The sequence below is a fragment of the Myceligenerans salitolerans genome, from assembly GCF_017349295.1.
GTDB classification, from domain to species: domain Bacteria; phylum Actinomycetota; class Actinomycetes; order Actinomycetales; family Cellulomonadaceae; genus Myceligenerans; species Myceligenerans salitolerans.
On sequence record NZ_JAFMPK010000026.1, the window covers coordinates 14475 to 37323 of the forward strand.

The following is a 22849-nucleotide window of genomic DNA, read 5'->3' on the forward strand; positions in this document are numbered from 1 at the left end:
ACGGGAGCGGGTGACATGTTCCAACTGTTCCGGAACGGCGCACCGCGGACGCGTGCCTCACTCGTTGCCGAGACCGGGCAGTCACGGTCGACCGTCGCCGCGCGCATCGACGCGCTCCGGTCCGTCGGGCTGTTGGCACCCGCGGGTGAGGCGACCAGTACCGGAGGGCGGCCGCCGTCGACCTTCGCCTTCGACCCCGGGTCACGGATCGCGCTGGGCGTCGACCTGGGGGCGACGCACGCCCGCATCGCCGTCACGGATCTCGCCGCCGAGCCGCTCGCACAGGTCGACGAGCCGCTCGCGATCGCGGACGGCCCCGACCGCGTGCTGACCTGGGTCGCGGAGACCGGCAAGAAGCTCGTCACGCAGGCCGGGCGTCACATGGACGAGCTCGCCGGCGTCGGCATCGGACTGCCCGGCCCCGTCGACCACGGCACGGGCCGGCCCGTCAACCCGCCGATCATGCCGGGCTGGGGCGGTGCCGACGTCCCCGCCGAGCTGTACGCGCGGCTCGGGGCCCCGGTGATGGTGGACAACGACGTCAACATCATGGCGCTCGGCGAGCACCGCACGATGACGCCCGAGGCGGACGACCTGCTGTTCGTCAAGGTGGCGACCGGCATCGGGGCCGGCGTCATCATGGACGGCCACCTGCGCCGGGGAGCGCAGGGCGCCGCCGGTGACCTCGGGCACGTCACCGTACCCGGCGCGGGCGACATCCCCTGCCGGTGCGGCAACAGCGGCTGCCTCGAGGCGGTCGCCGGGGGCGCCGCCATCGTGACCCGGCTGCGCGACTCGGGCGCGGCCGTGGAGACCACCCAGGACATCGTCGACCTCGTCCGGTCCGGAGACGTCGCCGCGGGACAGGCGGTCCGCCAGGCAGGGCGCGACATCGGCAGCGTGCTGGCCGCGTCCGTCAGCCTGCTGAACCCCGCGCGGATCGTCGTCGGCGGCATCCTCGCCGGAGCCGGCGAGCATCTCATGGCCGGGATCCGGGAGGTCGTCTACCAGCGGTCGCTCCCACTGGCCACGCGAGACCTGCGGATCACGCCGTCCGAGGCGGGCGCGCAGGCCGGCGTCGTCGGAGCCGCGACCCTTGTCATCGAGCAGTACCTCGCGCCATCGTCGGTCGACACGCTCATCGCCGCCAAGGAGGTCTCGTGACCACGCGTACCGCACTCGTCGTCCGGGGAGGGTGGGACGGGCACGACCCCGTGGAAACCACCGACCTGTTCGTCCCGGTCCTCGAGGACGCCGGATTCGACGTCACCGTCGAGGACTCGCTCGAGATCTACGCCGACGAGGAGGCGATGGCCAGGACCGACCTCGTCGTCCAGTCCTGGACGATGGGCGACATCCTCGTCGAGGAGATGCACGGTCTGCGGATCGCGGTGGAGAACGGCACCGGCCTCGCCGGCTGGCACGGCGGCATCCTCGACGCCTTCCGCAACGCCACCGACTTCCAGCACATCGTCGGCGGCCAGTTCGTCGCCCACCCCGGCGACTTCGTCGACCACGAGATCGTCGTCCGTCCCGAGCGCGCCGGCCACCCGGTCGTCGAGGGCCTCGAGTCGCCGATCCGGCTGCACACCGAGCAGTACTGGGTGCAGCACGACCCGGCGTGCGACGTCCTCATGACGACCACGCACCGGCCCGGGCCGGACACGCCCTGGCACGAGCCCGTCACCGTCCCCGTGACGTGGACCAGGAACTGGGGCAAGGGGCGGGTCTTCGCCTGCACCGTCGGCCACTCGACCGCCGAGCTCGAGCATCCGTCGATCCGCCGGATCATCACGCGCGGGCTCCTCTGGGCGGCGCGTCCGGCACCGTAGCCGCTGCCGGCACCGCACGACGCGATGACGCCCGGGACGGCACGTCCCGGGCGTCATCTCGGCTCTGTCAGGCGTCAGGCGTCAGCCGGCGTCCGACAGGTCCTTCACCCGCACGTCGCGGTAGTAGATGGTCTCCCCACCCCCGTGGTTCTGGAGGCCCACGTACCCCTGAGCGAGGTCACGAGCGGGATCGGTGCTGACGAAGTCGTTCACCAGCACCCCGTTGAGGAACACCGTGATGGTCTGGCCGACGACGCGGATCTCGTAGGAGTTCCACGACCCCGGCGGGTTCAGCGCCTGGTCGACGGCGGCCTGGTCCGCACCCTGGAAGGTGTAGATCGACCCGGTCGTGCGGTCGGGCTCGTCGCTGGCGTCGATCTGGATCTCGTAGCCCTCGTTCACCGCGACCCACGGGTCGTTGCCGGGGTCGGGGAATCCGACGAAGACACCGCCGTTGTCGTCCTTCACCAGCTTCCAGTCGAGCTTGAGGCTGTACTCCCCCAGCTCCTCACCGGTGTGCCAGAGCAGGCCCATGCCCCCCGTGCTGCGGATCGAGCAGTCGCTCTGCCTGCCGAACGACCCGGCACCCGCCAGGCGCCAGCCGTCCAGCGACTCCAGGGTGCCGTCGAACAGGGCCTCGTACCCCTGCTTGTACCGTTCCGGGCGGCAGATGTCCGTGTGCCGGCCGACCGTGAGGACGTCGAGGTTGACGTTGCCGTCGTCCTCCTCGTCGTAACGCAGCGTGATGGTGTTGGTGCCTCGCTCCAGCGGCAGCTCGCGGGTCGCCGTCGCCCAGGTCTTCCAGTCACCGGTCGACTCGAGCGCCCATGGCTCGAGCTCTTCGCCGTTGACCAGTACCGAGACCGTCTTGGTGCCTTCGAACGGGTTGGGCCCGTTCGAGTAGCGCAGACTCACCGGCCACGTGCCGCCGTGACGAACGTCCGTGGTGAACGTCGCCGACGCGCCCACCTCCCCGAGCCCGTCCACGAACCCGGAACCGGAATAGCCGCTGTGCTCGGTGTCGACGTTCGCCGACCCCCGGAGCGTCGCCTCCTCCGCCTCGTGGTAGCCACGCTCGGCTGGCGCCCGGTAGCCCGGGACGGCGTTCAGCGTGTACCAGGCCTCCGTGTTCCACAGCTCCTGGCCCTCGGCGTCGGTGAAGGGGCGCGGGCTGCGCAGGTGCACCACACGTCCCGGTTCGAGGCCGTCGACGGTGAGCGACACCTTCGTGCCGTTCCGCGACACGCGGGCGTCCGAGACGAACAGCGGTCGCTCGTCGACCTTCGGCCCGCCGTAGGCGCGGGTGGGCACGTAGCGCCAGTGGTCCATGCGGAACGCCTGGTTCGGGTCCTCGGCGATCTTCGCCACCGTCTCCTCGGACAGCGGCTCGGTGTACTCGATCGTGAAGCCCTTCCTGGTGGCGCGCATCTCGGTCATGTCGAACGTGCCCTCGCCGTTCGGCATCAGCTTCTGCAGGCCGTACCGGAGCTTGCCCGGCTCGCTCCAGTTGCCGCCCTCACCGATGCCGCCGACGTACAACGCTCCGTCGGGCCCGACGACGGTGCGGTTCACACCGGCCTCCAGCCCGGCAGAGTGCCGGAACACGGCACCCTGGTACTCGCCGTCGACCTTCTCGAGGAAGCCGCGCTGCAGGCCGCCGTAGGTGACGTCGCCGAACACGAGCTGGCCCGCGTAGGGTCCCTCCTCGAGGCGCACCGGGGAACTCGGCGAGTTGCCGATCTCGTTCTGCGGCACCCACAGTGCGGGGGCGCTCACCGGCTGCTCGTCGAACGGACCCGCGGGGTTGGTGAAGTGGTTGAAGAACTTGCCCTCCTCGATGTGGACGAGCTTCGAGCTGGGCAGCCAGGCACCCTGGTTGTCCATCACGAACAGTTCCCCGTCCGGCCCCTCGACCATGCCGTTGGGCGTCCGCAGGCCGCCGGCCACGTACTCGACCTCGCCGGTCTCCCGGTCGACCCGCACGGTGGTACCGCGGTTCGGCGCGGGCTGCGGGTCGGTGGTGGCACCGCCGTTGTTGATGGCGACCGACAGGTTGACGTAGAAGTAGTCCTCGTCGTGCAGCAGGCCGAAGGCGAACTCGTGGAAGTTCTCGCCGAAGGGCCACTGCGCCACCGTACGGTGCTCGTCGTAGAAGCCGTCCCCGTCCGGGTCCGTCAGCTCCGTCAGGCGGTCACGCTCGGAGACGTAGATCGAGTCGCCGATCACCGCCACACCCATCGGGTTGAACAGGTCCGTGGCGACCTTCTCGACGGTGACCTGGTCCCGCGACGTCTCGCCGGTCACGTTGTCCAGCAGGAAGACCTCGCCGGGTTCCGGGTCCTCGACCCAGCCACCGGGGCTGACCGAACCCGACGTGGCCACGACGAGGCGGTCGTCGGCGGTCCAGTCGAGCGCCGCGACCATCGGTTCGAAGCCCTCCGGGCGCAGGTCCGTGAGCGTGTAACCGGGGTGGACGGAGTCCAGGCGCATACCGTCGCCCGCCGTGTCGTCCTGCCCCTCGCAGTACTTGGTGCCCGGCGCGGTCACGCGCACCACGCCCGCCTCCGTGCTGAGCGCGGTCGAGGGCACGACCTCGAAGCCGGTGGCCCCCGGCGGGCGCCACTCGAGCTTGAGGACCTGGTCGCCGGTGTTCTCGAAGTACTCCACCCGCAGGTCGTGGTAGCCGGAGGTGAGAGCGACCGAGCCGTCGGCGGGCTCCGCCCCGTGCAGGCCGTCGTGGTCGACGACAACGCTGTCGTCGATGACCAGGCGCGAGCCGTCGTCGCTCGTGAGCCGGAACTCGTAGGTACCGTCAGCCGGCACCGACAGGTTCGCCAGGGCGTGGGCGATGAAGCGGTCGCCCATCCCGAAGTCCGCCTCGGTGGCGTAGTCGATGGTCGGTTTGAGCTGGTCCACGTTCGGCGTCTGGCCCGAGCGGAGCGTGCACAGCTCGCTGATGTCCCGCGCCACGTCATAGGTTCTCAGGGTGACGCCGGGCTCCTGCGGGGGCAGGTCGTCGGCGGCCGCGGCGACGGGGACGGCCCCCGCGAGCACGGCGCCTGTCGTTGCGGTGGCGGCGACGAGCGCGACCGCCTGTCTGGTACGGGTAGTGGATCCTCGCGAGCGCATGCGCCCTCCTCGGTCGGCTTTGACCTTTCGGAGCCGAACCTATGAGGACTTCTGTCGATCGTCAAGCAGAAGACGTCAACTCATCGACATTACTCCGAGGGCAGCGCCGCCGGCCCTCCCTCCAGGAGCGCCTTGAAGCCGTCCTCGTCGAGGATGGGCAACCCGAGCTCCTCGGCCTTCGCCGCCTTCGACCCCGCCTTCTCGCCCACGACCACGTAGTCGGTCTTCTTCGACACGGACCCGGCGGACTTGCCTCCGGCGGCGATGACCGCCTCCTTGGCGCCGTCACGCGTGAAGTCCACCAGTGACCCGGTGACCACCACGGTGAGACCGGCCAGCGGACCCTCCGGCTCCACGCCCTCGGCGGCCTTCGCGGCCATCTCCGCCGGGCCCGGATGGCCCGGCGTGGCGAACCGGACACCGGCCGCGCTCCACGCCTCGACGATCTCCCGGTGCCACGGAACGTCGAACCAGGCGAGCAGCTCGTCGGCGATGACGGGGCCCACCCCGTCGACGGCGGCCAGCTCCTCGCGCGACGCGGCGCGGATCGCGTCCAGCGAGCCGAACCAGTCGGCGAGCGCACGGGCGGCGACGGGCCCGACGTGCCGGATGTTCAGCGCGACGACCTGGCGCCAGAGCTCCTTGGTCTTGGCCAGCTCGAGCTCGTCGAGGAGCTTGGTCGCCTGTGCGGACGGCTCCACGAGTTCGTGGTCCTTGCGGATGCCCGCGCGGCGGCGCTCCGCCGGGTCCATGTCCTCGGTCCCCGGCGGGTAGACCTTCGACGTCTTCTGGAAGGGCCTGCGCACCCGCGCCACGCCGTCGTCGTCCACCTTGGGTTCGCCGGTCTCGGCGTCGCGGACGACGACCTCGATGGGGACCAGGTCGTCGAGGGTGAGGGAGAACAGTCCCGCCTCGGTGCGCAGCGGTGGGGTGGCGGGCACGCGGGGCTGGGTGAGCGCGGCGGCGGTCACCTCGCCGAGCGCCTCGATGTCGAGGCCGCCGCGCGAACCGATGTGCTCGACGCGTCCCCGTACCTGGGCGGGACACGACTCGGCGTTGGGGCAGCGGAGGTCGACGTCCCCCTCCTTCATCGGGCGCAGCGGTGTGCCGCACTCGGGGCACTCGGCGGGCATGACGAAGTCCTCCCGCGGGTAGCCGTCGTCCGCGAGGGCCGTGACGGGACCGAGGATCTCCGGGATGACGTCTCCGGCCTTGCGCAGCACGACGACGTCGCCGATGCGGACTCCCTTGGCCCGTACCACGTCCTGGTTGTGCAGGGTGGCCTGGCGGACGGTGGAGCCGGCGACCGTGACCGGTTCCATCACCGCGTACGGCGTCGCCCGGCCGGTGCGCCCGACGCCGATCTGGATCGCGAGCAGGCGCGTGTTGACCTCCTCGGGCGGATACTTGTAGGCGATGGCCCAGCGCGGCGCGCGGCTGGTGGCGCCGAGGCTCCGCTGCTGCTCGCGGCTGTCCACCTTGATGACGATGCCGTCCAGTTCGTGCTCGATGTCGTGCCGGTGCTCGGCGAAGTAGGCGATCATCTCGCGCGCGCCGTCGAGGCCGTCGACCACGCGGTTGTGCGGGGACACCGGGATGCCCCACTGCTCGAAGAGGGTGTAGGCGTCCGACTGCCTGGCGAGTTCCGCGTGCTCGCCCGTGGTCCACTGCAGTGCGCCGATGCCGTGGGCGTACATCCGCAGCCCCTCCAGGCGGGCCAGCCCGGCCTCCAGGTTGAGGCCCTCCTTCTGGTCGAGGAGCTGGCGGAGCCCGCCCGCCGCCGCGTTGCGCGGGTTCGCGAACTGCGGGAACCGGCGCAACGCGGCGAGGCGTGCTCGGTCCTCGTCGAACGACCTGCCCACGGCGTGGCCCGCGCGTTGCCGTGCCTCCTCCACGACCCGTTCGCGGAACTGCTCCTGGAGCTCGTTGAGCCGGGCGAACGTGGCGACGGGGATGAAGACCTCGCCGCGCACCTCGACGAGGTCGGGATGGCCGTCGCCCGCGAGCCGCTGCGGGATGCCGGCGATGCGCAGGACGTTCCGTGTGACGTCCTCGCCCTCGCGGCCGTCCCCGCGGGTCACGCCACGGACGAGCCGGCCGTTCTCGTAGACCAGCGAGATGGCGAGCCCGTCGATCTTGACCTCGCACAGGTAGCTCGGCGCGACGTCCTCGGCCAGGCCGAGGTCGCGGTGCACCCGGGCCGCCCACTCGGCGAGCTCGTCGGTGCTGAAGACGTTGTCCAGCGACAGCATCCGCTCGACGTGCGGGACGGTGGCGAACCCCGCAGCGGCCGCACCACCGACGGTCTGCGTGGGTGACTCGGGCGTGACCAGCGACGGGAACTCGGCCTCGAGGGCGGTGAGCTCGCGCATCCAGCCGTCGTACTCGGCGTCGGACACCTCGGGCGCGTCGCGCGCGAAGTACGCCTCGCGCGCCGCCTCGACGAGTTCGGCGAGCTCCGCCCAGCGGCGCTGGGCGGCCACCTGCTCGTCGGCCGCGACCGCGGGGTCGGACGAGGTGTCGGCGGGCGCGTCCTCAAGGACGACGGACTGGGTGTTGGCGTTGCGCTCGGTCACGGGTCCATCATGACCCGGCTGTCTGACATCGACGAGAGGTGCAGCGCAGGGTGCGGGCCGAGGAACGAGGCACGCGCCCGCAGCGGAACCCGAGGAGCTGTCACCACCGGTCCGACATCGACGAGAGGTGCAGCGCAGGGTGCGGGCCGAGGAACGAGGCACGCGCCCGCAGCGGAACCGTCCCGCTAGGCGTCGACGGTGATCTCGCGGTTCGCGATCTTCTCCTTGAGCTTCGGGAGCAGGCCGGCGTAGTCACCGGGGTCCAGGGGCAGGAGCCACTGCTTGACCTTGGTGCCGCGGGAGACGTCGATGCCGATGTCGGCGAGCGTCTCGTCGATGTTGTGCAGCGAGAACGGGATGACGTTGGTGCCCCGGGCGTGCTTGCCCTTGGTGCGCTCCTTCATCCACCGCACCCGTTCGGCGACCGCGACGCGCCGCTCCTCGAGCGGCGGCAGCTCGAGCGCCCCCGCCAGGTAGGCGCCGATCCACAGCGCGCCGACCTCGGCCGACAGCGGGCTGAAGAGCGACGAGTTGTACCCGGCGAAGGTGAGGTTGGGGACGTCGTGCGGCAGGATCTGGTGCCAGAACTCGAAGTTGCCGTCCTCGTCCTGGAGCCGCTTGGCGATGGAGTCGTCCAGGAACGGGATCCGCTGGTGGAATCCCGTGCCGCACACGACGACGTCGGCCCGCACACTCGCGCCGTCGGTGAGCTCGGCGACCGGCTGCCCGTCGTCGGCGGTGACGAACCGGGCGATCTCGGTGTCCCGGTGGACGGTGATCGTGCCGGCGGCGACCTGCTCGTAGAAGCCGTCGGTCGACAGGGAGATGGTGCTGCTGGCGATGTCGGAGAACTCGCCGTGCGGCACGAGGCCGAGCTTCTTCAGGCCGAGCTGGGCGGTCACGAACTTCCCGAGCGAGTCGACCATGCCCTGCCGGACCGGGTTCCCGGGGCCGTGCAGGAACCGCTCCATGCGCGTCTCCTGCGTCTGGTACCGGAACAGGTTCTCGCCCAGCCGGTTGAGGAGAAGGTATTTCATGTTGAGCGTGCCGGCGATCTTCTTCGGCATCTTCCACAGCAGGTGGCGTGCGACGACCGTGGTGCTCGCGGCGACCTCGCCGATCTCGGCGGCGACGTCGCACGCCGACTTGCCGTACCCGACGACGACGACGTGCTTGCCGCGCACCGACTCGACGTCGTTCAGCTGGCTGGACGCGATGAGCCGCCCGCCGGCGCGCACGAGGTCGGGGTATCCGTCGTACCGGGGCAGGACAGGGTCGGAGAAGATGCCGTTGGCGACGACGAGGTGGTCGAAGCGCTCGGGCGCGCGCAGCGGCGCGCCCGAGGGGCGCGCGGTCACGAGCCAGCCGTCCTGCTCAGGAGTCGGCTCGGCGCGGACCACCTCGGTCGACAGCCGTAGCGCCGGCTTGAGGTCGAACGTGCGCACGTACTGCTCCAGGTAGGCCTGGACCTGCGTCCCCGTGGGCCACTCCGGGTACTCCTTGGGCATCGGCAGATCCGAGAACGCGTAGGAGTCGCGGTTGTTCTGCGTGCGCAGGCCCGTGTAGCGACGGGTCACGCTCCACACGCCGCCGACATCGGGTGCCTTCTCGTAGATCGTGACCTCGTGCCCCAGTTCCTTGAGCACCTTGGCGGTGGCGAGCCCCGCGAAACCGGCTCCGACGACGGCGATCCTCACTGTTTCCCCTGCTCCTTCGTCTGGAAAGAATTTTCCTTGTGGCAATCCGGTCGAATGCTAACGCCACATCACCTGTCGGGAACAGGGGGTATAGGAGAAATGTTCAACCTGCGGCGCGGGCCAGAGCGAGTACGTCCCGCGTCACCAGCGGCTGGCCTGGAGCGGCTCGGTGAACCGCACGGGCAGGGCCGCCGGATACCGGGTCCACAACGAGCGCGCCATGCGGATGTCCTCCGGCGCCACGTCGAGCCGCATCTGGGGGATACGGTGGACCACGGCGGAGATCGCCGTCCGCCCGATGATGGACGCCACCCGCTGCGCGGGGCAGCTGTGCGGCCCCACGCCCCAGGTCAGGTGGTACCGACCGCCCGCGTCGGACAGGGGGTCGTCGATGGCCAGCGCCGGGTCGGCGTTCGCCGCCGCGATCGCCGGGATCAGCGCGTCGCCCGCCGCCACCACGCGGCCCCCGAGCTCGCAGTCCTGACGCGCGAACCGCGGCAGGACGTTGACCACCGGCGGCCGGATCCGGGACGCCTCGTCCACCGCGCCCGTGACGTCGAGCCGCCCGCCGTACAACCGGGCGGCGAAGCGGTCGTCGGTGAGCAGCATGTGCAGCGCACCGGCCACCCAGGCGACCTCGGCGTCGTGGGCGATGACGAACATCTCGGCGAGCGTGGTCATCACCTCGACGTCGTTCTCCATCGCGGAGTGGTCGAGCATCGCCGTGGTCAGGTCTTCCCCCGGCTCCAGCCGGTGGGCGGCCACATGCTCCAGCATGATCTGCATGATCTCCTCCGACGCGGACACGGCCGCGTCGGTCGCCGCGTAGATGTCGCGGGTGAGAATGCTCATCCGCTGCGCGTCGGAGTGGCTCAGGCCCAGCAGTTCGGCGAGCAGGTGCACGCACAGCGGCACCGTGAAGTCGTGGATCAGGTCCGCCTCGCCCCGGTTGGCCAGTCCGTCGAGGATCGCGTCGCAGGCCACCTCCACCGACACCCGCAGGCGTGTCTCGTCGATCGTCGTGAACGCGTCGTCGATCGGGGCCCGCAGCCGGCGGTGGCGCGGCCCGTCCACGTAGTACGCGTTCTCCCGCGGCGCCATGACCGCGAGCAGCCCCGGAGGGAGCGCGCGCCGCCGCACGTACGTCCAGTTGCGAGGATCGCGCGAGAACATGATCTCGCTGCGCAGCATCGACGCCGCCTCCTCGTAACCCAGCACCAGCCAGGCCGGGACGCCGGAAACGATGTCCACGGGCGCGACGGGGCCCCACTTCTCGCGCAGGCGCTCGTAGTCGGAGTACGGGTCGAGCACGTCGTGCTCGCCGAGCAGCACCGGCCGGTAGGGCACGTTCTCCAGCCTGGTCCGGTCGGGGCCCACGTTCAGCCTCCTGGGTTGCATGTGCGGCTCCCGGCCGCCCGCGTCACGCGGGCGCCTTCTGGAAGGCAGGGAAGGTCAGGGCGTGCTCGACCAACTGGATCAGCGCCTGCGCCGACGACGTCCGGTTGCGCGCGTCGCACCGCACGATCGGCGTGGTCGGCAGCAGGTCGAGCGCGGCCCGGATGCGTTCCACCGGGTACTGCGGCGAGTCGGGGAACTGGTTGATCACCACGGCGAACGGCATCTTGGTGCGAAGTTCGAGCTGGTCCAGCACCTCGAACGAGGCCTCGATGCTGCGGGTGTCCACCATGACGAGCGCGCCCACGGCGCCGTCGGCCAGGCCGGCCCACAGGTCCCAGAAGCGCCGCTGTCCGGGCGTGCCGAACATGTACAGCGCGATCTCCTCCGAGACCGTGAGCCGCCCGAAGTCGAGCGCCACGGTCGTCGTCTGCTTCTCCGGATGGTTGGGGTCGATACCCACGCTCGCCGTCGTGATCTGCTCCTCGGTGCGCAGCGGCTCGATCTCGCTCACGGAGTCGATCAGGGTCGTCTTGCCCACGCCGAACGCGCCTACCACGAGCACCTTCACCGATCGCGCCACCGAAGGCGCGAGGTGCTGGCCTGCCGTCGGTTCAGATGTTGCGGAGTCCATCGAGCACCTTCTCCAGGATGTCCCGCCCGGGCAGGACGTGTGCCTGGTGGTTGGAACGGATCGTGAGATGGCCGGAGTCGACCAGGTCGGACACCAGCACCGCGACCAGACTGACCGGGAGGGCCAGGTAGGCGGCGACCTCGGCGAGCGCGAGCGTTCCCCGGCAGAGGCGCACCAGGTCCCGCTGCTGGCGGGTCGCCGTGGTCGGAGCGGGCCGACCGTCGACGGCGACCAGCAGCGTCTCCGGGCGCAGGGTGTTGCGGGTCGGGTGTGCGCGCCCGGACGTCAGAACATACGAACGGACCGGATGGTCCCGATATTCGTCCCCCTGTGACATATAGAGCTACCGCCTCTCCTCGATGAGGTCAGTTCTCCCTGGCCTCGGTACCCAGGGTGCGTTCCCCGATCATGAGCACCTGCGCCTGCATCTGCTGTGCGACCAGAGCCGGGTCGATGTTCGACTCGGTGATCACCGCGAGCCGCGAGCCGTCGCCGGCTCCGCGGACGAACAGGAAGCCGCCGTCGAACTCCACGACGATCTGGCGGATCGAGTCGCTCGTGCCGAACTCCCTGCTCATACCGATTCCCAGTGCGGCTAGTCCGGCGCAGGCGGCCGAGACCTTGTCCGCTACGTCCAGCGGAGTCTGGTCGGTCCGCACCTTCATCAGGCCGTCGGATGTGAGCACCACGACGTGGAGCACTCCACGTACGCCACTGATGAGCTCGAGCATCCAGCTGTTCTCGTCGGCCTGTGTCATGCCTTCGGCCTGCGTGGTCATCGGTCCTCCGAAGTCGCGCCGGCATCCGCCGACGGATCGCTGCTGTCAATTGCGTTCCCAGGCGTCTTGTCCACGCTGAAGAAGGCGCCCATCCACTGGCCGGCCTCCTCGGCCGTCTGCTGCCGGACGGACCTGGTGTGCTTGCCGTTGGACTCCCCGGACACCGTGGGAGCGATGGCTTCGGCCTCCTCACGACGGGAGCGCCGCTGCGGCAGGGCAATCGGCTCTGGGAACTCGTCGTCGTCCGGACCGCGGCGGGTCGGACGAGTCTCTGCGGCCGGGGAGCCCGGCGATGTGGTGGTGGTCGTGTCGGGCCCCTCCAGACGCTCGTGGCCGCGCGGCGGCCGGTCGGTGACGGTCGCCGACGGCGGCGTCGACGGGGATGACCATGGTTCGTCGCTCAGCGTGGACTCCTTCTCGTCGACGGCGTCCGCGAGCCCGGCGGGCTCCGCGAGGGAGCCGGTCCGCTCGCGCGGCGCCGCCTCCGGTGCGGCGGTGACCGCCGGCACCGCTCCCGAGAAGGGCGTGACCGGCTCCGTGGGCTCGGCCGCCTTCCGGCGGGGCTCCGCGGCCTCGGCCGGGTCGGAGAACTCGGCCGGGGCCGACACGTCCGCGATCGCGGTCGCCGCCGACGACGTCCCGCGCGTCGGCAGGCTGGGGGTGGTGGGCACGGACGGGACCCGCACGGCCTCACCGCCGCCGGAGCCACCGAGGTCGGACGGCGCGACGGGCTCCGTCAGCTCTCCCGGGATCATCACGATCGCGCGCAGACCACCGTAGACCGACTCGGTGATGTCGACGCGGAAGCCGTGCCGGCGCGCGTAGGTGCCCACGACGGCGAGGCCGGTCTGCGGGATCTCGCCGAGATCCGTGATGCTGACCTGCTTCTTGCCGGAGGCGATGTCGCGCGCCTGGTCGAGCTGCTTGGCGTCGAGCCCGACACCGCAGTCGTCGATCTCGATGACGGCGCCGCGCTGCACCTGCCGCAGCGCGACCAGCACCTGCGTGGTGGGCGGGGAGGACTGGGTGGCGTTCGCGAGCAGCTCGGCCACGAGGTGGATGAGCGGCTCGACGATCCGCGCGGACACGGCGACACCGGGGTCGCCCGAGACCTCGACACGGTGGAAGGCGGTGATGCGCCCGGCCGCGCCCTGTACGACGTCGGGCAGCGCCAGCGGCTCGTTCCACTGCTGCCCGGGCCACTCGCCGCACAGCGCGGCAAGGCTCTGGGCCTGGCGCGCCTGCTGCGCGGCGGCGTGGTCGACGCGCATCGACGTCTGCAGGATGTCCGGGTCGGTGGGGTGGCGCTGCACCATGCGCGACGCCTCCTCCTGGATGCGGTGCGCGGACGCCTGCACCTTGCGCCCCAGCGACACCACCGCCACCTGGACGGCGTCGCGCCGGGCGACGCGCTCCTCCTGGACCTGCGTCAGCGCGATCCCGGCTTCCTCCAGCCGCTTGAGCGACTGGTCGTCGTCGATCCGCGGGAGCGGCGGCACCGGGTCGTTCGCGAGGAATGCCGGCAGCTGCTGCGTCACGAGCGCGTCGAGGGCCGCGCGGCGCTCCTCGGCGATCTTCTCGAACACGCGCGCCCGGTGCACGTACATCCGGCTCTCGGCCACGTCGGTGGTGGCGCTGCGCTGCGCGACGATCGCGGCGACCACGGCGAGGAGGATCGCGGCGATCCCCACGATCCAGCCGAGGGTCTTGCCGCCCCACTGCGACGTGTAGAGAGCGGGCGCCACCAGGACGAAGGCGGCGACGCCGACGACACTGACCCAGGGCGCGACCTGGCGCAGCCTGCTCGGCGGAGTAGAAGACGTCGAGCTCACAGAGCCGGTCCCCCCATGTTGGAATTCATCGTCGGAGCCACGCGGCACGAGAAGGGCACTCCAGGGCCTTCCTCCTCGGCGCGGCGCGACGAGGGCGAGGAGCCCTCATCAGGGTCGAGTTCTACCACAGGAGGAAATCCGGCGGTACCCCTCAATCGTGGTGTGAACAGGAATTTTCCCCCGGAACGGCCATCTCCCGCCGCGCAGGCAAGCCCGGTCCACGTGTGAAAAGTTAGTGTTCCCTCATGACTGCCGTACCCAGCACTCCGCTCGCCCCGAGCGACGACCCGTACACCTGGCTCGAGGACGTGTCCGGCGACGACGCCCTGGGCTGGGTCCGCGACCGCAACGCGGACATGTCGGCCCGGCTCGGTGGCGAGCTGTTCGACGAGATCGAGAAGCAGGTGCGGGAGGTGCTCGACGCGGAGGACAAGATCCCGCACGTCTCCCAGATCGGCGAGTACTACTACAACTTCTGGCGCGACGCGCGGCACGTGCGCGGGGTGTGGCGGCGCACGACGCCGTCGTCGTACGTGACCGACCACCCCGAGTGGGAGACGGTCCTCGACCTGGACGCCCTGGCCGAGGAGGAAGGGGAGAGCTGGGTGTGGCACGGCGCCTCGGTGCTGCGGCCCGCTCCCGACCGGCTCGCCGCCGGGGAACCGTGGCGTCACGCGCTGGTGGACCTCTCCCCCGGCGGGTCCGACACGGACGTCACCCGGGAGTTCGACCTCGTCGACAAGCGGTTCGTGCCGGCCGCGGAGGGCGGGTTCGTCCGGTCGGCCGCCAAGGGCAGCCTGGGCTGGGTCGACGCCGACACGGTGTACCTGTCGACGGACTTCGGTGAGGGCACGACGACCACGTCCGGGTACCCCCGGATCGCGAAGCTGTGGCGCCGGGGGACACCGCCCGAGGAGGCGGTGACCGTGTTCGAGGGCGAGGCGACCGATGTGGCGGTGTCCGCGCGACGGTCCCGGACCCCGGGGTTCGAACGCGATCTCGTGGTCCGGGCGCCGTCCTTCTTCACGAGCGAGACCTGGCTGGTCCGCCACGTCGGCACACCGGAGCAGGAGCTGGTGCGGATCGACGTGCCGGGCTCGGCGAACGTCGGGCTGCATCGCGAGTGGCTGCTCGTACGGCTGCGCGAGGACTGGGAGGTCACCGGGGACGACGGACCGAGGACGTACCCGGCCGGATCTCTGCTCGCCGCACCCCTCGACGCGTTCCTGGCCGGCCGGCGGCGGATGACGGTACTGTTCGAGCCGACCCCCACGCGCTCCCTCGCCGGGACCACGTGGACCCGGCACCACCTGGTCGTCAACGTGCTCGACGACGTCACCAACCAGCCCTACGTCCTGACGCCGCCGGACGTGCCGGACGGCCCCGGCGCCGCCGACGTGCTGGGGAGGCCGTGGGCGCGGTCGGAGTTCCCGGTCGCGGGCGATCTGCTGTCCGTCGGCGTGAGCGCGGTCGACGCGGTCGACTCCGACGACGTCTGGGTGACGACGACGGGCTTCCTGACCCCGCCGACGCTCGCACGCGGGACCGTCGTCGGCCCCGGCGACGAACAGGCTCCGCCCGCGCCGCTCAAGTCGGCGCCGGACCGCTTCGACGCCGGAGGTCTCGCCGCACGGCAACGGTTCACCACGTCCGACGACGGCACCCGGGTGCCGTACTTCCTCGTGGGTCCGGCCGCCGTGCTCGACGGGGACGCGACGGCGCCGGCGCTGCTGTGGGGCTACGGCGGCTTCGAGATCGCGCTGCAGCCGGCCTACTCGGGGACGATCGGCCGGGCATGGCTCGAACGGGGCGGCGTGTACGCGGTCGCGAACATCCGTGGTGGCGGGGAGTACGGCCCGGCCTGGCATCAGGCCGCGCTCCGGGAGAAGCGGCACAGGGCGTACGAGGACTTCGCGGCCGTGGCGCGCGACATCGTCCGCACCGGGATCACCGAGCCCGGGCGCCTGGGCATGGAGGGCCGGTCGAACGGCGGCCTGCTCGCGGGGAACATGCTCACGCAGTACCCGGACCTGTTCGGCGCCGTGATCGTGGGCGTGCCGCTGCTCGACATGAAGCGGTACTCCCACCTGCTCGCCGGGGCCTCGTGGATGGCGGAGTACGGCGACCCCGACACGGACGACTGGGAGTTCCTCCAGGGCTTCTCCCCCTACCACCTGTTCTCGCAGGACCGGGACTATCCGCCCGTGCTGTTCACGACGTCGACCAAGGACGACCGCGTGCATCCGGGCCATGCCCGCAAGCTGGCGGCGCTCATGCTCGCGCACGGCAAGGACGTGACCTACTACGAGAACATCGAGGGAGGCCACGGCGGCGCCGCGGACAACGGCCAGGCGGCCTACATGGCGGCCACCCACTGGACGTTCCTCTGGAAGCGCCTGGGCGGCGCCTGACCGGCTGTCGGCCCTCTGCCGATTACGTCCTGGCGTGCCGACCACGCCGTCGCGTGCCGACCACGCCATGATGTGCCGACCACGCCATTCCTGCGGTGTGGTCACGCTTCCACGGCCCGAAACGGCGTGGTCGTGACGGGATGGCGTGGTGGTGACGGGATGGCGTGGTCGTGACGGGTGGCGTGGTCGTGAGGGGATGGCGTGGTCGGCGACCCGGGGAGGGGGTCAGGCGCGCCAGGCGGCGGCGACCGTGGCCTGGCCCAGGACCCGCGTGCCGCGGTAGGCGACGATCGACTGTCCCGCGGCGACGCCGCGCAACGGCTCACCGGTCAGCTCGATCTCCATGGCGCCGCCCGGTGCCGCTGCCGCGGCCGACGGTGCCGCTGCCGACGGCGGGGTGCCCGACGGCGAGTCGTCCGACCGCAGGGCGTCCGACCGCGGGACGTCCGACGGCGAGGCGGCCGACCGCGGGGCGTCCGACGGCGTCGCGGCCGACGACGTCCCGGCGGGAACCGGCCCGGCGGACGCCGGCAGGGCGCGAACCCGCGCGGGGACGGGGGTGCCGTGGGCCCGCACCTGAACCTCGGCGTCGAACCAGCCGCCGGCGTCGGTCGGCACGGCGGAGTCCGCCGAGGACGAGCCGCCCGGGGTGGTGGCCAGTACCCCGTCGAACCAGATGGCCTTCTCCCCCGCGATCCGGTTCACGCTCAACAGCTCGGCCGGTCCCACCACGACCGTGTTGGTCGAGGTCTGCACGTCGACGACGTAGCGGGCCCTCCCGTCCCCGGCGGGGCGGCCGAGGCCGAGGCCCTTGCGCTGGCCCACCGTGAACGCGTACGCGCCGTCGTGCTCGCCGACGACCTCGCCGTCCGTGTCGACGACGGCGCCCGGCCGGGAACCGAGCCGGTCGCGCAGGAAGCCGCGGGTGTCGCCGTCGGCGACGAAGCAGATGTCGTAGGAGTCCGGCTTGGCGGAGACGGACAGGCCGCGCTTCGCGGCCTCGGCGCGGACCTCGTCCTTGGACGCGAAGCCCCCGAGCGGGAACATGGCGCGCGCCAGGCGCTCGGGCCCCATCACCGCGAGGACGTAGGACTGGTCCTTCGCCGTGTTCGGGGAGCGGTGCAGCTCTCGGACCAGGAGGGCGGGGCTCGCGCCGGGCCCGTCGGGAGCGTGTGCGCCGGCGGGCCCGGGAACGCGGCCGCGGGTGTCGGCCGTGACCTCACGGGTCTCGATCCGCGCGTAGTGCCCCGTCGCGACGGCGTCGAAGCCGAGCGCCGTCGCCTTGTCGAGCAGGGCCTCGAACTTGATGTGCTCGTTGCAGCGCACGCAGGGGTTGGGCGTGCGGCCGGCCTCGTACTCGCTGAGGAAGTCGGCCACGACCGTCTCCTCGAACGTCTCCGACAGGTCCCACACGTAGTACGGGATGCCGAGCACGTCGGCGGCGCGTCGCGCGTCGCCCGCGTCCTCGATGGAGCAGCAGCCGCGCGAGCCGTTGCGGAACTGGTCGCGGTTGCGCGACAGGGCCATGTGCACGCCGACGACGTCGTGCCCCGCCTCCACCGCGAGAGCCGCGGCGACGGCGGAGTCGACGCCGCCGGACATCGCTGCGAGGACCTTCATGCGTGACCACCTCCGACGAGCCCGGCCGCCCGGGCGCGTTCGACCACCTGCGGGAGGGCGGCGGCGAGTCGTTCGACGTCGGCCGGTGTGGACGTGGCGCCGAGCGAGAACCGCAGGGCGCCGCGTGCGGCGGTCTCGGGAACTCCCATGGCGAGCAGGACGTGCGAGGGCTGGGGCACGCCGGCCTGGCAGGCGGAGCCGGTGGAGGCCTGGATGCCCGCGGAGTCCAGGAGGTAGAGCAGGGAGTCGCCCTCGGCGCCGGGGAACGCGAAGTGCGCGTTGCCGGGCAGGCGGCCGCCGGGATCGGTGCGCGGGTCGGGCCCGCAGAGCATGGCGTCGGGGACGACGTCGCGGACGTGGGCGACGAGGGAGTCGCGGAGGGCGGCGACGCGTGCGGCGTGGCTCTCCCGCCTGGCGACGGCGTCGCGCACGGCGACGGCGAACGAGGCGATCGCGGGCACGTCGAGCGTTCCGGAGCGGACGCCACGTTCCTGGCCGCCCCCGTGCAGGACCGCGTCGAGCGGGAGGTCGCGGCGGGCGAGCAGGGCGCCGACCCCTGCGGGGCCGCCGAGCTTGTGGCCGCTGACGGTCATGGCGTCCGCGCCGGACGCGGTGAAGTCCACGGGAAGCTGGCCGACGGCCTGGACGGCGTCGACGTGGACGGGGATGCCGTGGTGGCGGGCGATGCGGACGACGTCGTGGATCGGCTGAACGGTTCCGACCTCGTTGTTCGCCCACATGACCGACACGAGTGCGGTCTCGGCGTGGTGCGCGGCGAGTTCGGCGCGCAGGGCGTCGAGGTCGAGCCGGCCCTCGGTGTCGACCGGGAGGAGGACCACCTGGGCGCCGGCGTGCCCGGCCAGCCAGAAGGCGGGGTCGAGCACCGCGTGGTGTTCGACGGCGGACACCAGGATGCGGGTGCGGCGCCGGTCCTCGGCGCGGCGCCCCCAGAACATGCCCTTGATCGCGAGGTTGTCGGCCTCGGTGCCGCTCGCGGTGAAGATGATTTCGCTGGGGCGGGCGCCGAGGGCTCCGGCGACGATCTCGCGGGCCTCCTCGGCGGTGCGCCGGGCGGCCCGGCCGGCCGAGTGCAGGGAGGAGGCGTTGCCGGTGTGGCGGGCGTGCTCGACGAACGCCGCCAGGGCGGCCGAGGTCATCGGCGTGGTGGCGGCGTGGTCGAGGTAGGCACCGGCGTCCGGCGGCGGCTCGGGGCCGTCCGGGTGCCCGGTGACGGGCTCGGTCAGGGAGGCGGTCACGTCCATCAAGTCTACGAACCGCGAAGGAGTGCTTTTGCTTCCCGCGGCGGTGCCGGTCCCGGCGAGGAGGTCGGCCTGCCGGGCATCCGGCCGGACGGAGCGCGAGCCGGCGTCGTGGACGGGCCACGGCGCCGGCTCGCGCGAGGGTGGTGCCGGGTGGGTGCCGTGGCGGGACCTGTTCCCGCCACGGCACCGGCTCGGCGGACCCGCTGCCGGATGTCAGCGGCGGCCGCGCTTCTTGTAGACCTGCACGGTGGACGGGCGGGGACCGCGCCACGAGCCCACGGGCCCGCGTTCTCCGGCGTCGAGGTAGTCCGGGAACAGCGACGTCGGCTCGGCGAACGAGCCGTCGTCACCGGGGTGCTGGACGTTGACGTAGACCATCTCGTCACGCAGGTCGATCAGGGGGCCGCAGGCCTCCGCCGAGCGGGGCACCGAGAGGAACTGCTCCACGTTGCCGCGCTTGCGGCCCGTGAGGGTGACCCGGAAGATGCCGTCGCATCGCCCGATGGCCGAGGGCTGCCCGTCGGTGGAGATCCAGAGGTTGCCCTGCTGGTCGAACGCCACGTTGTCGGGGCAGGAGATGGGCGAGACCTTGTCGGCGGGGAAGCCCGAGAAGTACGTGGAGTCGTTCTGGCTCGGGTCGCCGGCGACGAGGAGCAGGTTCCAGCGGAAGTCGGTGGAGGTCTGGTCGCCCTCGACGATCTCCACGACGTGGCCGTCGCGGTTCTGGTTGCGCGGGTTCGGCTCGGTCGCGCCCTCCCGGCCGCTCGAACCGCGGCTCGAGTTGTTGGTGCAGGCGACGTAGACGTTCCCGGTGAACGGGTTGGGCTCCACGTCCTCCGGACGGTCCATCTTCGTGGCGCCGACGGTGTCCGCCGCGACGCGCGTGAAGAGGAGGACCTCCTCGACCGACATGCCGGGCACCGCCGAGGCACCGTCGACGACCAGCGGCAGCCACTCACCGGTGCCGTCGAACGCGCCGTCGGAGGGCAGGGCGCCGGTGCCGTCGATCTCCGCGGCCGGGGAGTCGCCCGTGAACTTCGCGACGTACAGGTCGCCCTCGCTCAGGAGGGTCTTGTTGTGGGCGCGCGCCCAGTGGCTGTGGCCGTTGCGCATCGCGTTCTTCGACACGAACTTGTACACGTAGTCGAACTGCTCGTCGTCGCCCATGTAGGCCACGACCCGCTTGTCCGGCGCGACGATGACGTTCGCGCCCTCGTGCTTGAACCGGCCGAGGGCGGTGTGCTTGACCGGGGCGGCCGTCGGGTCGTACGGGTCGATCTCGACCACCCAGCCGAAGCGGTGGTGCTCGTTCTCGTAGCCGGGGTTCGAGGTGTCGAAGCGCGGGTCGTCCAGCTCCCAGCCGTACCGGGTGGGGCTCGAGGAGAGGCCGTAGCGGGCGTCGCGGGGGTCGCCGCCGGCCACCTTGAAGTAGCCGTGCCAGTTCTCCTCGCCCGACAGCACGGTGCCCCACGGCGTCGTGCCGCCGGCGCAGTTGTTCAGGGTGCCGCGGACCGTCGTACCGGTGGGGTCCTCGACCGTCTTCATGAGGTCGTGGCCGGCCACCGGGCCGTCGATCGTGAACTCGGTGTCCATGTGGACACGGCGGTTCTTCGGGGCGACGCGCAGGTAGGTCCACGGATCGCCGGTGCGGCGGCGGACCACCTCTACCACGGACATGCCGTGGGCGGCGCGCTGCACCGCACGCTTGGTCGCCTCGTCGTAGGACTCGTCGAACATGATGTCCGGGTTGGTGTACTCGTGGTTCGTCACGAGCAGGCCGCGCCGGCCACGGCGGGTCTCGACCATCGACCGGATGTCGCGGGGGTGCTCGGGGAGGATGTCGAGGTAGTCGACGTTGTAGCCGAACTGCAGCTTCTGCTGCGCCTCGGACTGGGCGGTCACGTCGAAGGCGTGGCCGCCGGGCAGGATCGGGTCGCCCCAGCGGATGATCGTCGACCACTCGTAGCCCCGGGGGACGACGACATCGTCGACGAGCCGGTCCTGGGTCTCGATCGGGCCGAACGACAGGCCCTTGCCGTGTCCGTGCCCGTGTCCGCGGCCCGTGAGCGTGGCGGCCTGGGCCGGCTCCGCGCCCAGCGCCTCGGCGCCCACCACCACCGCGCCCGCCGCGACGGCCATGCCGCCGAGCATGACGCGGCGCGACAGGGCCCTGGAGGCGACGTCACGGAAGTACTCGTTGGCGCTCACGTTCGGCGCCGGGTGTGCGCACTGGTCGGCGCACTTCCAGTAGCAGGTGGCGGCGACGCGCTTGCCGCGGGCGTAGTGAGGTGTGGTCGCGACGGGCAGCAACGGGCGCGACTCGGGAGCGATCGTCATCGTGGTGACTCCGGTCTGGCGGGGAGGGGGGACGGTCGCCGCCGACGCTAGGAGCGGGCCGTGACCTCGTCCCGACCGGGCAGGGACGCTCAGGTGAACAGGAGGTGACCTGCGGGCGTGACGTCGCGCCAGCCCAGGTCGGTGAGCAACATGGCGGCGCCCCGTGACCGCAGGCCTTGCTCGCACACGACGACGATCGGGGCGTCGGGCGGGTGGTCGGCCAGCATCGTGGGCAGGTCCCCGGCGGCGAGCGCCTCCAGCCCTGCCCGGACGGCGGGGGTCCCGGCGGGGAGCCGAGCGGGCAGGCGTCCGACGTCGACGACGAGCACGCCGTCGGGCAGGCGCACGGCGGCGGCCGCCTCAGCGGTGCCGGCGCCGGTGGTAGCGGCCCCGGGCGGGCCGGGCCGGCCGGCGCCGGTGGCGGCAGGCGGACGGCCGTCGTCCGGCACGGATGCCGGTTCCGGCGCGAGAGCCGGTTCCGGCGCGGACGCCGGTCGGGGCCCGGATGCCGGTTCGGGCGCGGTGAGCGGGATCGTGTCCCAGCCGGACGTGCGCGCGTCGTACACGAGGATGCGCCCGAGGGCGACGTCGCCCGTACCGGTGAGAAGTTTGACCGCCTCGACCGCCATGGCCGAGCCGACCGCGCCGCACGCCGGGCCGAGCACGCCGACCGTCTCGCAGGACTCGCCCTCGGGTGGCTGCGGCCCGAACACGTCGGGGTAGGTGATGGCGCGGCCGTCCGGCGCGGCGGACCACCAGACCGCGACCTGGCCGTCCCAACCCAGCACCGTCCCCCACACGACGGGCATGCCGAGCGCGGCGGCGGCGTCGGACACGGCGTACCGGGTGGCGAACGTGTCGGAGCCGTCCACGACCAGGTCGTAGCCGGCCAGGAGCTCGCGCGCGTTCGCCTCGTCGAGGCGCAGCCGGTGCTCGGTGACCTTCAGGCCGGGTCCGCGCAGCACGCGCAGGGCGTCGGCGGCCGAGGTCGTCTTGGGGCGGTCCGCGTCGCCGTCCCCGTGCAGCACCTGGCGTTGCAGGTTCGACGGCGCGACCACGTCGTCGTCCACGATCCCCAGCGTGCCGACGCCGGCGGCGGCCAGGTACTGGAGCACGGGCGACCCCAGCCCGCCGGCACCGATCACGACGACGCGTGCCCCCGCGAGCCGGGCCTGCGCATCGGGCCCGAAACCGTCCAGGAGCAGGTGCCGGGCGGCGCGGCGGCGCTCCTCGGGCGGCAACGGACCCCGGAGGGGCACCAGCGGCGGCAGGGACGTCATGGCTCCATTCTGCGCGCCCGCGGCGCCCGCCGTGCCGCTCGGTTTCTCGGTTCGATCACGAACGT

Annotated in this window: 15 protein-coding genes; 3 read left to right on the top strand and 12 right to left on the bottom strand. The window is 72.0% G+C overall.

The features are described from left to right. The first annotated feature begins 15 nt into the window (after positions 1-15). Together J0911_RS05050 and J0911_RS05055 are read left to right on the top strand one after the other, a co-directional pair. The gene (locus J0911_RS05050; RefSeq protein ID WP_242636320.1) at positions 16-1164 is read left to right on the top strand and encodes an ROK family protein; all 1149 of its coding nucleotides are present in this window, start codon (positions 16-18) and stop codon (positions 1162-1164) included. Further along, the gene (locus J0911_RS05055; RefSeq protein ID WP_207274377.1) at positions 1161-1832 is read left to right on the top strand and encodes a ThuA domain-containing protein; all 672 of its coding nucleotides are present in this window, start codon (positions 1161-1163) and stop codon (positions 1830-1832) included. Before J0911_RS05050 ends, J0911_RS05055 begins: the two co-directional genes overlap by 4 nt. 81 nt (positions 1833-1913) lie before the next feature. Here the strand turns inward: J0911_RS05055 and J0911_RS05060 are convergent, their stop codons facing one another. The 8 genes from J0911_RS05060 to J0911_RS05095 form a co-directional block, all read right to left on the bottom strand. Continuing rightward, positions 1914-4961, bottom strand: coding sequence for a 3-keto-alpha-glucoside-1,2-lyase-like domain-containing protein (locus tag J0911_RS05060; RefSeq protein WP_207274378.1), 3048 nt, complete (start codon positions 4959-4961; stop codon positions 1914-1916). 89 nt (positions 4962-5050) lie between these two features. After that, positions 5051-7444, bottom strand: coding sequence for an NAD-dependent DNA ligase LigA (ligA, locus tag J0911_RS05065; protein WP_307864924.1), 2394 nt, complete (start codon positions 7442-7444; stop codon positions 5051-5053). Between the two features lie 278 nt (positions 7445-7722). Further along, on the bottom strand, positions 7723-9234 hold the full coding sequence (locus J0911_RS05070; protein WP_207274380.1) for a flavin-containing monooxygenase: 1512 nt from the start codon (positions 9232-9234) through the stop codon (positions 7723-7725). 141 nt (positions 9235-9375) lie between these two features. Further along, on the bottom strand, positions 9376-10632 hold the full coding sequence (locus tag J0911_RS05075; protein ID WP_207274381.1) for a cytochrome P450 family protein: 1257 nt from the start codon (positions 10630-10632) through the stop codon (positions 9376-9378). A gap of 22 nt (positions 10633-10654) precedes the next feature. After that, entirely contained in the window at positions 10655-11263 is a 609-nt protein-coding gene (locus J0911_RS05080; RefSeq protein ID WP_207274382.1) for a GTP-binding protein, read from the bottom strand. Next, positions 11244-11600 (bottom strand): DUF742 domain-containing protein, encoded by a 357-nt coding sequence (locus tag J0911_RS05085; RefSeq protein ID WP_192862585.1) that lies wholly within the window; start codon positions 11598-11600, stop codon positions 11244-11246. The genes J0911_RS05080 and J0911_RS05085 overlap by 20 nt, the downstream gene beginning before the upstream one ends. Before the next feature lie 28 nt (positions 11601-11628). Beyond that, positions 11629-12042, bottom strand: a complete 414-nt coding sequence (locus J0911_RS05090; RefSeq protein ID WP_207274383.1) for a roadblock/LC7 domain-containing protein — start codon at positions 12040-12042, stop codon at positions 11629-11631. Continuing rightward, on the bottom strand, positions 12039-13874 hold the full coding sequence (locus J0911_RS05095; protein ID WP_207274384.1) for an ATP-binding protein: 1836 nt from the start codon (positions 13872-13874) through the stop codon (positions 12039-12041). Before J0911_RS05095 ends, J0911_RS05090 begins: the two co-directional genes overlap by 4 nt. Before the next feature lie 245 nt (positions 13875-14119). Between J0911_RS05095 and J0911_RS05100 the strand changes: the two genes are divergently transcribed. After that, positions 14120-16285 (top strand): prolyl oligopeptidase family serine peptidase, encoded by a 2166-nt coding sequence (locus J0911_RS05100; RefSeq protein ID WP_207274385.1) that lies wholly within the window; start codon positions 14120-14122, stop codon positions 16283-16285. 225 nt (positions 16286-16510) lie between these two features. Here the strand turns inward: J0911_RS05100 and mnmA are convergent, their stop codons facing one another. The 4 genes from mnmA to J0911_RS05120 all read right to left on the bottom strand — a co-directional run bounded on the left by mnmA (position 16511) and on the right by J0911_RS05120 (position 22784). Further along, positions 16511-17905, bottom strand: coding sequence for a tRNA 2-thiouridine(34) synthase MnmA (gene mnmA, locus J0911_RS05105; protein ID WP_207274386.1), 1395 nt, complete (start codon positions 17903-17905; stop codon positions 16511-16513). Further along, positions 17902-19149, bottom strand: coding sequence for a cysteine desulfurase family protein (locus tag J0911_RS05110; RefSeq protein WP_278186746.1), 1248 nt, complete (start codon positions 19147-19149; stop codon positions 17902-17904). Before J0911_RS05110 ends, mnmA begins: the two co-directional genes overlap by 4 nt. Before the next feature lie 231 nt (positions 19150-19380). Then, positions 19381-21504 (bottom strand): PhoX family protein, encoded by a 2124-nt coding sequence (locus J0911_RS05115; protein ID WP_207274388.1) that lies wholly within the window; start codon positions 21502-21504, stop codon positions 19381-19383. 89 nt (positions 21505-21593) lie between these two features. Next, positions 21594-22784, bottom strand: a complete 1191-nt coding sequence (locus J0911_RS05120) for a HesA/MoeB/ThiF family protein (protein WP_207274389.1) — start codon at positions 22782-22784, stop codon at positions 21594-21596. Between the last annotated feature and the right edge of the window lie 65 nt (positions 22785-22849).